This is a genomic window from Chryseobacterium sp. JM1 (assembly GCF_000737715.1).
Taxonomy (GTDB): domain Bacteria; phylum Bacteroidota; class Bacteroidia; order Flavobacteriales; family Weeksellaceae; genus Chryseobacterium.
In genome coordinates this window covers 52,384-66,649 of record NZ_JPRN01000002.1, presented here as the reverse complement: position 1 = coordinate 66,649, position 14,266 = coordinate 52,384, and the positions used below count along the sequence as shown (strand labels likewise).

The 14,266-nt window shown below is 37.7% G+C and carries 14 protein-coding genes; all 14 read right to left on the bottom strand.

All coding sequences use genetic code 11. The annotated features are described in order from the left end of the window. Position 1: 1 nt before the first annotated feature. From asnB to IW22_RS02495, 14 genes are read right to left on the bottom strand one after another with little or no spacing between them, the layout of a single operon-like run. Positions 2-1,798: an asparagine synthase (glutamine-hydrolyzing) gene (gene asnB / locus IW22_RS02560; protein WP_034723948.1), complete on the bottom strand. Its 1,797-nt coding sequence runs from the start codon at positions 1,796-1,798 to the stop codon at positions 2-4. A 47-nt stretch (positions 1,799-1,845) separates the two neighbouring features. Continuing rightward, on the bottom strand, positions 1,846-2,775 hold the full coding sequence (locus tag IW22_RS02555; RefSeq protein ID WP_034723947.1) for a glycosyltransferase family 2 protein: 930 nt from the start codon (positions 2,773-2,775) through the stop codon (positions 1,846-1,848). Positions 2,776-2,782: 7 nt separating this feature from the next. Further along, positions 2,783-3,886, bottom strand: a complete 1,104-nt coding sequence (locus IW22_RS02550; protein ID WP_131401678.1) for a hypothetical protein — start codon at positions 3,884-3,886, stop codon at positions 2,783-2,785. A gap of 32 nt (positions 3,887-3,918) precedes the next feature. Then, complete coding sequence (locus tag IW22_RS02545; RefSeq protein WP_034723945.1) at positions 3,919-5,052, bottom strand: hypothetical protein; 1,134 nt, start codon at positions 5,050-5,052, stop codon at positions 3,919-3,921. A gap of 3 nt (positions 5,053-5,055) precedes the next feature. Then, positions 5,056-6,018 (bottom strand): hypothetical protein, encoded by a 963-nt coding sequence (locus tag IW22_RS02540; RefSeq protein WP_051890961.1) that lies wholly within the window; start codon positions 6,016-6,018, stop codon positions 5,056-5,058. Between the two features lie 10 nt (positions 6,019-6,028). Further along, a complete protein-coding gene (locus tag IW22_RS02535; RefSeq protein ID WP_034723944.1) occupies positions 6,029-6,817 on the bottom strand; it encodes a glycosyltransferase family 2 protein in 789 nt (262 codons plus the stop codon). Between the two features lie 9 nt (positions 6,818-6,826). After that, positions 6,827-7,783 (bottom strand): glycosyltransferase family 2 protein, encoded by a 957-nt coding sequence (locus tag IW22_RS02530; RefSeq protein ID WP_228383978.1) that lies wholly within the window; start codon positions 7,781-7,783, stop codon positions 6,827-6,829. Position 7,784: 1 nt separating this feature from the next. Further along, positions 7,785-8,453 (bottom strand): NAD(P)-dependent oxidoreductase, encoded by a 669-nt coding sequence (locus IW22_RS02525; RefSeq protein ID WP_034723943.1) that lies wholly within the window; start codon positions 8,451-8,453, stop codon positions 7,785-7,787. Positions 8,454-8,458: 5 nt separating this feature from the next. Further along, a complete protein-coding gene (locus IW22_RS02520) occupies positions 8,459-9,337 on the bottom strand; it encodes a glycosyltransferase (RefSeq protein ID WP_034723942.1) in 879 nt (292 codons plus the stop codon). 1 nt (position 9,338) lies between these two features. Continuing rightward, a complete protein-coding gene (locus tag IW22_RS02515) occupies positions 9,339-10,160 on the bottom strand; it encodes a glycosyltransferase family 2 protein (protein WP_051890959.1) in 822 nt (273 codons plus the stop codon). Position 10,161: 1 nt separating this feature from the next. Continuing rightward, positions 10,162-11,058, bottom strand: coding sequence for a glycosyltransferase family 2 protein (locus IW22_RS23485; RefSeq protein WP_051890957.1), 897 nt, complete (start codon positions 11,056-11,058; stop codon positions 10,162-10,164). A 16-nt stretch (positions 11,059-11,074) separates the two neighbouring features. Beyond that, positions 11,075-12,052, bottom strand: coding sequence for a hypothetical protein (locus tag IW22_RS02505; protein WP_034723941.1), 978 nt, complete (start codon positions 12,050-12,052; stop codon positions 11,075-11,077). A 52-nt stretch (positions 12,053-12,104) separates the two neighbouring features. Continuing rightward, positions 12,105-13,361: an ABC transporter ATP-binding protein gene (locus IW22_RS02500; RefSeq protein WP_034723940.1), complete on the bottom strand. Its 1,257-nt coding sequence runs from the start codon at positions 13,359-13,361 to the stop codon at positions 12,105-12,107. Between the two features lie 15 nt (positions 13,362-13,376). Next, a complete protein-coding gene (locus IW22_RS02495) occupies positions 13,377-14,225 on the bottom strand; it encodes an ABC transporter permease (RefSeq protein ID WP_034723939.1) in 849 nt (282 codons plus the stop codon). Positions 14,226-14,266 lie beyond the last annotated feature (41 nt).

Sequence of the window (14,266 nt, the reverse complement as noted above, 5' to 3'; positions counted from 1 at the left end):
ATTATAATACAGATTGATTATTATCCGCCCAAAGGGCCAGCTGTAACAGGTTCCAGTGTTTTTCATCCTTATTCAGGAACTGCTGGGTTGCTTTATAATCAATGAAATTAAACACTTTATGATTAGGGTTATTAAGCAAATCATTCGAAAGATTCATCAGGTTTTCTTCTGCAAACCAGTTTTTCACTCCTAGACCGAATCCCTGCTTATGACGTTGTCTGATGGTTTCCGTCCAGTACGATCCCATAGCTTCACGAAGGATGATCTTATCGTTTTTCTCATCCAGTTTAAGCTGATCCGGGAGCTGGATACAGAATTCTGCAAAATCAAGGTCGAGGAACGGTGTCCGTACTTCCAGTGAATTGGCCATAGCCATTCTGTCTGATTTTACCATCATATTGGCGGGAACATAATTTTCCAGATCCACTCTCATAATGTCATTAAGAGAATCAGGATCAGGGGTAAAACTATAATCCTGAAGATAATGGGCTGTAACACCCAGAAGACTTCGTTCTTTTTTGTTGAATGCATTTCTCACCTCATTCAGGTGGAAATCCATGATGGAGGAATGTTCTAGGTTTTTCTGTGTGAGATAAGATGTAGGTCTTATTTTCTGATAAAGGTTCAGACCAAACTGGGCCACTATATTTTTATAGCTGAAATGTTTTTTTAATTTATTTTCAACGGTATAGAAATGGTATCCGCCGAAAAGTTCATCTCCCACATCTCCCGATAATACAACGGTCAGATTTTGTCGGGCATATTTGCAGATCTCATAATGCGGGATAAATGAGGCATCGGCGAAAGGTTCATCAAAAAACGGAGTAATCTTCAGCAAAGAGGCAACGAGGTCTTCTTTTTTTTCGTGAACTTCTATATGGTTGGTGTTATATTTATCGGCAATTTCTTTGGCATATTTCAGCTCATTGTCTTTATGGTCATACCCGAAACTGATGGTCGTCTGATGAGGCAGAAATTCGTCTACCAAAGCGACTATGGATGAAGAATCAAGGCCTCCGCTCAGGAAACTCCCAACCTGTACATCTGCAATAAGCTGTTTTTTTACTGCATTTTTCAGCAGATACAGAAATTCTTCCTTAGCATCAGAGAGGCTTAAGGTTCTGTCTTTTGCCGGAAGGCTGTAGTAACGGGAAACCGTAATTTTTCCGTCTTTCCAGATCAGCTGATGAGCGGGTGGAAGGGTGAAAATATTACTGTAGATACTTTGGTAAGTGCTTACATATCCGTACTGAAGATAATGGGAGAGAGCTTCAGAACTTACTTTAGGCTGTATCAGTCCGGAGGCTAAAATAGCTTTGATTTCTGATGCAAAAATAAATTCATTGTTGTTTCCTATCGCGTAGTAAAACGGTTTTTCCCCGAATCTGTCTCTGGCGCAGAACAGCTGCTGTTGCTGATCGTCCCAGATGGCGAAAGCAAACATCCCGGGAAGATCATGGATGAGGTTTTCTTTTTTTCTCTGGTACATCGCCAGAATAACTTCCGTATCTGAACCTCCGTGAAAAGGGTATTCTCCGTATTTTTTCTTAATATCCTGATAGCCGTAGATCTCACCGTTCAGGACAATACATTCGTTTTTGGTACTTGAGAACATGGGCTGTTTTCCATTTTCAGACAGATCGATAATGGAAAGCCTGCGGTGGCCCAGAGCCGCATGGTCATAAAATTCATAATGCGAAGAATCCGGGCCGCGGTGTATCATAGAATCCGTCATTTTCCGGATTTCCTCCTGATAGTTTCTGGCATTGCTGCTTATGATTCCTGCTATTCCACACATAATATTGTATTTTTCATCATTTATTTTTCGTTTATGTTCAGGCTAATTTACGACAGATTAAGAAAAGCCGGACCTTTCTGCATCACCTGATTTCTGAAACTGCTTAATTTTGCACTGTCTGAAGAGATTTTCTTATACTTTTTTGACAACTTTTGATAGGTGTCAAAGTTTCCGGTAATGATATTTTTAAACATGCTCTGTATAAGAGATTTTTTTTCAAGCTGAAGACCATTGGGAAGGTTGGGATTCATCGCGTTGATCTCTATTCTTACATCTTCATACTTTGTAAAATCTATTTTATGAAGCAGCTGAACACCGTCATGTACCACTTTACTCCCCGGAACCAGGATCACTTTCATGTTGTGGAAATGCACGCGGTTGACATATTCATCATCTTCTCCGTAATGGAAAAAATAGGGATTGAACCCGCCTACAGATTCTATTGTTTTTCTCGGGAGAAGCCAGTGGGCGGCATTAATAAAATTGATCTCATACCAAGGCTTCAGCGTTTGAAAATACAGATCTGAAATCATCCTGGTCTTTTCGTAGTTCTTGGCAATATACTGATCCAGGAAAATGTCCATGTACTTTTCTGTGCCGTCAATATGGATGGGGCTTATGATTCCCACTTCTTCCTGACGGGGATGGTTGTGGAATACTTCCAGCATTTTTTCCATGCTGTCTTCATACAGCCATGCATCCTGATTCATCAGGTAAAAGAAATCTGCTCCGTTTTTATATGCTTTTTCGATGCCTATATTATTGGCTTTTCCAAAACCCAGATTGGTTTCAGACTGGGTAAAATCTACTTCAGGAAAGTTATTTCGGATGTATTCCTGCGTGCCGTCCACAGATCCGTTATCTACCACGATGCACTTCACAGGAACCGAAGATTTTCTCAGGCTTGTAAAGCAGCGTTCTGCCCATTTCATGGCATTGTAAGTGACGATTATGATATGGATTTCGGGTATTTTCATGCAGGCATTAATTGATCAATATATTATGAATTTTGTAGTAAATAAAATAATATACTTTCTTAAGTAAAGAATCAAGAGCCGGGAAAGTTAGGAAGCCTTCCGTCTTCAGCATCATCGTCCACGAAAGATTAAACAGGATCAATAGAAACGTCATGATTTCCTGTCTTCTGGTAAGGATGGATTTCTGGTCGGTGACAATAAATATAGTCAGAAGAGAAAAGAAAATGTTGATCCATCTTCCCCAATCCAAAGCCAGATAAAATAAAGGAATTAAAAAAGCAGTCTGTACCACCAAAAAAAGGGCATTGATTTTCACTTTATTCAATTTACAATAGAAGTAAAAGGTAAGGGCACCAATCAGTATGCTAATGATATAAGTTTGATAACTGTATAAATTTTGTTTGTAAAAAGCCAAGACATTGTAGTTAGGGTCATATTCATAAATTCCCAGTTCATCCAATATCAATCCATGGTTCTTTAAAAATAATACGGAATTCTCTGTATTGATGCTAATCCCGAATTTATAAAGAATCAGCATAACAATGGTAGCGGGAATCAGTTGATAAATGGTTATTTTTTTTACTTTATCCAATAATGAACCATCATTTTTCACAAAATACGTGAAGCTTACAAATGGAATATAAAAGTAGGCTGCTTCATGGGTTAAAATAGCAATAAGAATGAACAGGGTGATGACAAAATCCTTCACAACGATTTTGGATCGAAGGCAAAGGATATACATCAGGTAGAAAAGGAAGAATATAATTTCTTTTTTTGATGCAATGGAAGGATCTTTTACCATCATCCCGAAACCTGCCGGCAGCAGGACAAGCGCAAGAACCAGAAGATTGTTTTTTTCCTTCCAGAACAGCTTGACCAATAAATAAAAGAATAGCGTATACACTATAAACAGAAAGGCGAATATGATGTACTCCAGATTTATTTTAGAGATCTCATTAATCGCAATAAACAGGGTGCCGAAAAAGCCTCTCCGTTTGAAGCCTCCGTCCTGATAGTTGATCAGCCATTCTCCAAGATACCATCCTCCTTTATTCTCTACGATAAGCGAATAGGTGGTTTTTATACTAACAAAATAATAAATTGCTAGCACGATGCTGATTATATAAGTAACTGGTTTTGGTTTCATCCGTGAAATAGATTAAAATATAAAAAATAGTACACTTTCTTTATCATGACATCAAGCAGCGTAAAGCTTGAGAACCCCTGATAAAAGGCCATCATTGTCCAAAAAGAATTAAAGATAATTAATAATATTGCAATACCATCTTTTTTGAGATTGCTTACCAATTGCTTTTCCCCAATGATAAAAAGGGTCAGCAAAGAAAAGAAAATATTAATCCATCTGCCCCAATCAAAGCCCTTAATAAATAATGGAATCAGGAAAATAACCTGTATGATGAGAAAAATTGGATTGATTTTAATCTTATTCAGTTTACAGTAAATGAATACAGTAAGGGCACCCAGAAATAGACTGATGCTGTAGGTCACATAGCCATACAGATAGGTTTTATAGATGCTGGACACATCAAAATCAGATTGATAATAATCGTATATGTTTAATTCTTTTAACAGATAACCATGATCTTTAAAAAATAATACGGTGTTTTCCGTTTTGATGCTGATCCCGAATTTATAGAAGAACAGCATGACGAGAGTAGCCGGAAGTAACTGATACAGAAGTATTTTCTTTATTTTATAAGTCGTTGGTTCACTGTTTTTTACAAAATAGGCAAGGCTCACGAAAGGCAGATAAAAAAATGCAGCTTCGTGGATGAGCATAGCTATGAGTATAAACAAAGTGACCACATAATCTTTGATCACTATTTTAGACCGCAGACATAGAAGATACACAAGATAAAAGAGAAAGAATATAATCTCTTTTTTAGGGATAATGGTGTGATCTTTTAAAACCATTCCCAGACCTGCGGGGAGCAGCAAAAGACTTATGGTTAAAAGGGTATTCTTATTCGGCCAAATGAATTTTATTAAAAGGATAAAGAAAAGCGTGTAAATGATGAACAGGAAAACAAAAACTATATTGGCCAGATGAACTCCGGTTAGCTCATTGATGAAGACAAATAAACTTCCGAGAAGCCCTCTTCGTTTAAATCCTCCATCCTGATAATTGATCAGCCATTCTCCAAGATGCCAGTCATTTTTATTAACGACCAGCTGCAAATAAGTATTCTGCAGATATACGCAATAATAAATGGCTAATAATAAACCAATTAAATAGTTAATTATTTTCGTTTTCATACATTAATCAATAAAAACCTCCTTAAAGGTATCCATCACAGGATGCGGCAGGAATTTCCGGAATAATTCTTCTGCGGACCGACTCAGATCTGCATCCAAAAGAATATCTCTAAGTTCTTTTTCATTATGGTAATAATAGGCCTGATCTCCCAAATGGCTGATATGTGCTTTCTCAGGAGGATCTGCAAAAGCGACCACCGGTTTTCCTTTAATGGCAAATTCTGCCACCGTAATTCCGAAAGTTTCTCCTCTTTCACGGGCATGAAGCAAAGCATTACAGGTATTGATGAATTTTTGTTTCATGATAATATCCGAGCTTGGCGGCAGGAAAATAATATTGGAAGGAGCAGATTTCCACCATCTTTTTTTCACAAAAGAATCTACGCCCATAAAAATAAAGTAAACATCTTTATATTTTGAAGCTATTTTTTCGATGGTCTGCTGCGCAAATAGGATGTTAAAGCTGGCATGACCGCCATAGTAACCAAACACTTTTGCATGCGGAGGAATATTAAGGTCTTTTCTGAGATCCTGATTGGTTCCTTCTTCAAAATTAACCATGTGCGGAACAAAAGGATATTTTGAACCTGTCATTTCATGGCTCAGCCACTCGGAAACGTAGGCGTACACATCTCCGTGAGGTTCAAAATGCTTGAAGACACTGTGGATGCATGTTTTGCATTCTTTGGTTTCTATATGATCGATATCGCCGTTTTTAATGGCATAAAACAGGTCTATATTATTTTTACTGATGAGGTCATCCACTTCTTTAAAGTCAGAATAGCCAATCACATTAAAGCGTTTGGCAAATTTCTCGATACCCAGCGGGTGGTTGGTTGTCGAAGTTTTATCATATACAATCAATGATTCGTTTCCCAGATATCGTTCATTGAAATCTGCATAATCATATAATGCGATGGAAGTCCCTCTGTAGTTGAGTTCGTTCTCATGGAAAAGAATTTTCATTCTGTACGGTTTATTTAAATTTATTTTTCAATTTACTAAGTATTTTCCGAATGATGCTTTTCTTCGGGTACTTGGTAAGATCATTGTGTTTGAAAAGACCTTCGCCCTGTGCAATTTTGAAATCCTGCTTCACCCACCACGCGGCAATATTTCTTTCAAGTGATGCCGTTTCCCCTGAAAAAGGAATGATGGTACCCAACAGAAAATCCTTTCGGACAAGATAAGGGTTATTCGTCCAGTTGGCCCAGCGGGAAGTGGTTACAAAATAGTCACCCTGCTTCTGTATTTTGTCCGGAAATTCTTTCGCAGGATCCAGCCAGTGCAGAGATTCCAGAAGGTGTGGCGAGGTACATTCATGCCAGTCGTCATAATAATCAAGCTCGTTGCCTTTATGTCTGATGGAGATCAGCGGATATCCGGGAGTCTTCCTGTTCCGGTAGCGTATAACATCAAATCCCTGATCGAGAAGTTCCATGCCGCTTTTAAGCTGTGAAAGGGTAGCTGTCTGATCTTCAATAAGCTCCCAGTCGTGTTCCAGGAAAAGAATGTTTTCAGATGAGGCGTTTTCAGCCAGCAATTTCATTCCTTTTCCGATTCCGATATTTTCATCCAGTCCTATGTATCGGATTCCATACTTTCCGGCCGTCTTTTTATCCTGCTCACTTACTTCCTGAAAAAGAATGACAATATCATCCGTCATCTCAAGAAGACCGTGTTTTTTATAGGATTTTAACGTGTTGTTCAGCGTTTCTCCGGTTTTCCAGGAGAGAATGCAGATGCTTATTGGTAATTTTTCCATAGGAATTCCTTAAAGATTGAGAAAAGGATGTTGGCCTGTCATTGAAATCTTTCTTGCCGCTTCGATCTCTTTAAATTTCTTTGAAAAGTACTGATACTGTTCCAGATAAAATTTTGATTCGTTGATATTTCCTTTAGCACTTAATTTTAAAATATAGGAAAGGATCGCCGTTTTTTCTCTTTTGACATTATAATCATAATTAGGGTCAAGATACTTGGTTTCCCGCTGCATTCTCATCGAAAGACGGGTGTTGGCCAGTAATTCAGCTTTGTCTTTCGGTTGTTTTTTATGGAAGGACTGTACGGCATCATGCACGACTTTACTTTTTGTGCAGACCAATATCTTTAATCCGAAATAGGTAATTCTATTGACATATTCATAGTCTTCAGCACCATAGAAGAAGTAAGGATTAAATCCCCCTACTTTTTCAATGATATTTCTGGGAATAAACCAATGAGCCGCATTCACAAAACTGATTTCATAAGACGGTTTGGCCTCTCCGAAATAAACATCGGAAAACATTCTGTTGTTTCTCACATCTTTGGCCAGATAATTCTCAAAATGGATGTCAAATTTTTTCTCGCTGCCATCCAGATGCATTGGGCTTAAAATTCCAATCTTGCTTTTATCCGGAGCATTGTTGTACACATCCAGCATATGCTGGAAACTGTCCGGAAAAATCCAGGCATCCTGATTCATCAGATAAAAGAAATCTGCTCCTTCCTGATAAGCTTTTTCTATTCCTAAATTATTGGCTTTTCCAAAACCCAGATTTTCGGCAGATTCTATGAGGTCAATTTCAGGAAAATGGGTTTTAATGTATTCCTGACTTCCGTCCGTAGATCCGTTGTCGATTACAATACACTTTACAGGAACTGAAGAATGTCTTAAACTGGTAAAACATCTTTCCGCCCATTTCATAGCATTGTAAGTGACGATGATAACGTGAATAGCAGACATTTTCATCTTAAATATACTTTTGGGTTAAGGTTTTCAAATAATCTTCCGGTTGTATTCCGGCAAAAAAAGTTTCTATGGATTCATCAAAGCCGACCTTATAAAAGTCGCCTTCTTCCACTTCAGAAAAACAGGCCTTCATCCTGGTTTTGTCTTCAATGGCATTAATGATTTCTTTCAAATCATAATAGTATGGGAAAGCCAGATTAAGGGTTTTGTTTTCCATATCCAGGCAGTGTGAGCTCAGAAATTTTGAAATGTCATCAATATCCAAAAGCAGTCTTCTTGCCTTTAAATGAAGGGTAAATTCACTGTTTCCGGAGATCTGGGCCGTAAGGAAATTAAAAAGCGTATTGGGATTTCCTCCTTTTCCCACGATATTGCCTATCCGCAGAATAAGAAAATGATCACATCCGTTTTTGATATGATCTTCAATAGCCTTTTTATGCAGCACGTACGGGCTGTTCTGTTTAGATTGGTCATGAATGCTCAGTGTAGAAAAATAGACCAGTTTTCTTCCTTTATTTTCTTCAATCATGGTTTTCAAAAGAGAAAATTCCCTTTCGAATTCTGAATTCCTGGTTTCGAGGGAGTTTGAAACACCGGAAGCAAAGAATAATAAGTCTTCTGAATCTATATTTTTTAATGAGTTTGCGATAAGACCGTTTCCTACAATCATTTGTGTTATTTTGTAGTGTTTAGCTTTTTATTAATGTCTGAAGAATACCTCAGATAATGATAATACTTTTTAGCAATTAAAAAATGATCTTTAAAATTAATCCTTTTAAACGGATAAAATTTCATCGTAAAGAGGATATTTCTTTTATCAACGGGATAATACTGAAAGTAATTATATAAAAAGCCTAAAAATATTTTTTTTTCTGTTTCGGGGTCCGGTATTTTCTGAAAATCCGAACCTTGTTTTTGTTTAATGAGAATGTTGGCATCAAGCCATTTCTTATCTAAATTTCCCTGTGAAAAATGTTCTATTAGGATATCATCAATAATATAGTTTTGGAATTTTCTCGAAACTCTTAAACTGAAATCAAGATCATACCCGTGAAACCCTCTGAGAAGCTCTTCATTAAATTTAAATGCATTGAAGACTTCTTTTTTCACAGCGATAAAAACGCCGTCTACGGCATATACTTTATGGAGGTGTCCTTTGGTAGTATTGATAAGAGTGGATGCCGATTTTTCTTTATTTCCCTGAAGAATATGTACAAAATTGTATTTCTCGGAAACCGTCCAGCTGCTGGGTGCCACAGGAACGTAAGATGATCCCGCCAAACCGATAATTCCGGCATTGGGCTGGTTGAGATGAGCCACTAGTTTTTCTCCCCAACCGTTGGTATGAAACAGAATATCCTCATGAATGAATAAAAGATTTTCATAAACGGATTGTTCTGCTCCCTGATTGTAGGCTTTTGTAATTCCCATCAGATTAGGATTCCATATCTGAATAATCTCATACTGAAAACCATCACCGATTGTCTCACTAATATTCTTAACGAGATCATCATAGTAGGTTTGCTGGTAGGATGAAATTATAATGGACAGCATTTTACGACAGTTTGGAAATTAATTTAAATAAAAATTTGGTAACCCCATTTTTATGAATGGCTTCATTGTAAAAATTAAGATTGACGCCCAATTTTTTTTGCTGATGATAATATTCAATAGCATTCAACTCCCTGGGAATGTATTTATTCAAATGTTTTTTATAGATGTAATTTAAGGAAAAATCTTTTTTAGCCTTGTTCTGATTGATCTCAACATCCATAGATTCTAATTTTCTACGGTAAAAGAATCCTAAATAATCCAAACGGTGAACCTTCTTTTTTTCATCTAATATGGATAACCAGAAATCCCAGTCTTCTTTACCGTGAATTAAGTTGACATCATATCCTGAAACTTTTTCCCACTCACTTTTTTCAAAGAATGCTGAGCAGAAAATAAGGTTTTCTACCAATAGCTGTTCGTAATTATAATCATTCAGATTCCAAGGTTCTATAGTTGTCCCGAAGAATTCTGCTTTACAGTAAATGACCGTATACCCGTCATTGAATTTTTCTTCAGCAAGTTTCAGATATTCATCACCGATCCTGTCATCACAATCCAAAGGCAATATCCATTGTCCCCTGGCATTTTCTATTCCGGTGTTTCTTGCAGCAGACAAACCTCCGTTTTTCTTATCAATATAAATAAAACGTTCATCTTTTTCAGTCCATTGCAGGGCGATTTCCCCGGTATGGTCTGTAGAACCGTCGTTGACAATAATACATTCCCAGTTTGGGTACGTCTGATTCAGGACAGATCCAAGACATTCCTCAAGATAAACGGCTTGATTGTAGCAGGGTACGATGATGGAAATTTTGGGATTCATCTTAAATGATTTTATTTAAAAGTTTGTACAGGACGACAGGCAGCCTTTTATTGAGGGCAAAGCTTAATCTTTTAATATGAAAAGGATATTTGCTGTAGACCTCACGATATTCCGGCGGCAGCGTTTTTCCTGTCAGGTAAAATTTCTGAGTCTGTCCGTTGATTCTTTCTTTTGCAACGCCTTCTTTATCAAACATCATTTGAAGAAGGATGGTTTCTATGTGTATTTTTTCCTCTTTTACTTTTGAAATATTTTCTGGATGTAAACGGTAATAGGCCAGTTTTTCAGGAACATAAGCGGTCAGATACTTCTCGTTGATCTTCAGCCAGCGGTAATAATCTTCTACTGTCAATCGGGAATCGTAGGCTCCGGTTTCTCTTAAAACATCGGTTCTCTGTAAAACCGTCAAAGCAGCAATCCGGTTTCCTTTGATAAGCTCTTTTCTGAACACATAAGGATCTATATTACCTAAAGCATCATAATCAGCCATATCTTCCATGATCTGACTGTCGTTATTGATGGTATAAGTGTGGGTAAAAACCATTCCGTATGAATCGCCTGAACTTTCCAGCTTAGAAACGGATTTTTCAATAGCTTCAGGATGGAGAAAATCATCTGCTGCGATGAGCTTGATATATTTTCCTTTTGCAAGAGCAATACATTCATTGAGCATGGTAGCCAGGCCTGTATTTTGGGCATGGAAGTTTTTTTCTGCAGAATAATTGTTTTCTGTCAGCCATTGATCCATAACATCCGCCGAATTATCGGGAGAAGCATCATCGCCTACAATCAACTGGATGTTGCTGTAGGTCTGATTTTTTATGCTGTCCAGATTTTCCTTAACAAACTTTGAGTGGTTATAGGAAACGACAACGACTGTTACTAACGGTTGCTCCATTATTATTGCACACTATTTATTCTAACTGTTCTTTCGATCCTTCAATACCTAGAAGGCCCTGTACTTTTTCCCCCTGTTCATCCATGGAATAGATCATCTCGCGCACGCCGTCTTTTACCAGATAAATTTCGGATGGAACGATGTTGGAGTTGATAATATGCTCAGGAATCACGAGATCCAGAGTATAACCATCAAGGAATTTTTCATTAAGAAAATCCGGCTGGATATGAAGCGTGGGATTAAGGCTGTCTACAGAAACCCTGTTCAGCTTGGTAGCCAGTAACTGTGAGCGTATAGGACTCATTCCGATACGGAAAAGCTTGCGGTATCTGATATAGCTGAAACCTCTGTCTTCAAGGGTAACCGGGTTGTGATAACTCAGTGGCTTCAGGTGTTTAAGGAGTCCTTCAGAATGATAAATGGTACCATCTACAGCAAAAGGATAAGACCAGTGATGCACCTCGGTATCAGTATAATAATCCCATTGATAGTAATCTCCTTTTTTCTCCAGATAGTCAGGATATCCTTCAAGATTGTCTCCTACATAAAGCCTGTAAGAAGCATTTTCAGGATTGTTTCTTATGACATCCAGCACTTCATCCGGGATATGAACATCCTTAAAGAAAATACTGTCGTCCGTACAGAACATGACGAATTCACAGCCACTGTTTTTGATGATTTTCTGAAGAGCTCCCTTAAAGTTATCTCCGTTTTTCTTGAACAGATTTTTTTCTTTAAAAAATTCCCAGTCTCTTTCCGTATTCAGCGCATGAATGTACGAGAAGTCAAAAAAGACATGTTTTCTTTCAACGAAAGATATATGTTGATATCCGGCGTATTTTTTTTTCAACAGTTCATAGCCCTGTTGATGAACGCCGGTAGTATGGTATAAGATTACAAGCTTAGCATCTGCTTTAAAATGTTTCAGAGAAGACTGAAGCAGATAGTCCAGCTGTACAGCGCGGTTGTAAGAAAATATTACATTAAGTATCATATGTGATAAGCGTTTAAGATGGATATATAGATAATGGCAGCAGGAAAAATTACTACAATTTCTCTATTGAATGGGTAATTTTCGGAAACAGAATACCCGGAGATTTTACAATTTCTCCGAATTCATTTTGTATTCCGTGGATCTCAAAACCAAATGCTTCTGTTCTGTATGCCACATTAGTTCTGTTGATTCCCCAAAACAAATCGAAATAATAAGAGTCTTCATTAATCGTATAAGGCGGAATTTCGAAGCTTGCCGTATAGTCCCTTTTTTCTATGTTTTTATCCTCGCTGATCATCATTCCGGTACTCATGATCGTAAGATCGTGGCTGTTTCTGAGATAGAATGACATATCGAGATCTACCCCAACCATTTTGGATGTAAAAGTTACTGTTACCCGAATACCTGATTTCACGGTGATGATATCTCCGTTTATCGGTTCGGCTTTGTAGGATTTTATCAGGATATTTTCATTTTCAAATACTGTGGGATCATCCATGTAGTTGTAAAACAATTTTGTATCAGCGTTTTTCTGATAGTCGATGATGCATTTGTTCACATCACCCTGAGTGACCAGTCTTCCCTTATCCAATAATAATCCAGTATTACATAATTCTTTGATGGCAGTGATGTTATGGCTTACAAAAAGAACGGTTCGTCCTTCTCCTTTGGTCACATTGCCCATTTTTCCAAGGCATTTCTTCTGAAATTCTGCATCTCCTACTGCAAGCACTTCATCTATGATAAGGATTTCAGATTCCAGATGGGCTGCTACAGCAAATGCAAGACGTACATACATTCCTGAGGAATATCTTTTCACAGGAGTGTCAATGTATCTTTCTACCCCTGAAAAATCTACTATTTCATCAAATTTTCTTGTGATTTCTTTTCTTGTCATCCCCAGGATCGCTCCGTTGAGGTAGACATTTTCCCGTCCCGTCATTTCAGGATGGAAGCCTGTTCCCACCTCCAGCAGGGATGCAATTCTTCCGTTGGTGTGAATTTTACCGGTGGTAGGTTTTGTAACTTTGCTTAAAAGCTTAAGCAGTGTAGATTTTCCAGCCCCGTTTCTTCCTATAATTCCCATTGCATCTCCCTGAGCAATCTCGAAATTGATGTCCTGTAGTGACCATACATATTCCGATTCGCCTTTTGTGGTTCTGTCATTGGATTCTCCTATTTTGAGATAAGGGTCTTCTTTTCCTCTTACTTTATACCAGAATCTATTTAAATCATGGGTAAGAGTTCCTGTTCCCACTTGTCCTAAGCGGTATTGTTTTGATATATTTTCTCCTTTTAAAGCCAGCATTTTTTTAAGTTTAAATTATACAGTATCCATAAATGTTTTTTCAACTTTATTGAAAATAACAAGGCCTATTGCGAAAAGTACAAGAATAATCGCAGTGCTTATCCCCAGCATCAGCGGAGAGAAATCTCCGGAGCCAAGCCATCCGTATTTGAAGCATTCAAATATACCGGTTAAGGGATTGTAGTAAGCAAGCTTTTTGAAAGGGCCTACCAACGCGGATACGGGATAAATAACCGGCGTAGCATACATATATAAACTTATACCAAAGCCTAACAGCATTCCAAGGTCTTTATATTTTGTGGTCAGGGAGGAAAAAATCATTCCTACCCCTAAAGCAAAAATAACCATAAGGATAATGAGCAAAGGAGTAGCGAGGACCCATATATTCGGATGAATTTCGCCTTTTGCCAGATAGTACGTCCAGACTATGATAAATAATAAAATCTGTACGCCGAGACGCATTAAATTGGATATGACAATGGAAATAGGAGTGACAAGTCTCGGAAAATAGACCTTTCCAAATATACTGGCATTCCCTACAAAAGTATTGGAGGTTGCGGTAAGTGAGCCTGAAAAATAATTCCAGAGGGTAACTCCTAAAAGATAAAACAGAATAGGAGGGGCTCCGTCTGTAGGAAGTTTGGCTATTTGACCAAATACAACGAGGTATACAATTGTCGTAAAAATCGGATTGATGAAAAACCAGACAGGACCTAAAATAGTTTGCTTAAAACTTGAGATAAAGTCTCTTTTTACAAACATATATATTAAATCCTTGTATCTCCATACTTCTTTAAGTCTTAAATCAAATAAAGAATGGTCGGCCTCAATCGTTTCTGTCCACTTCTGTTGTGGTTCATTCATTTGTGTGGGTTTTTGCAAATTTAAAATATTTAATTCTTATC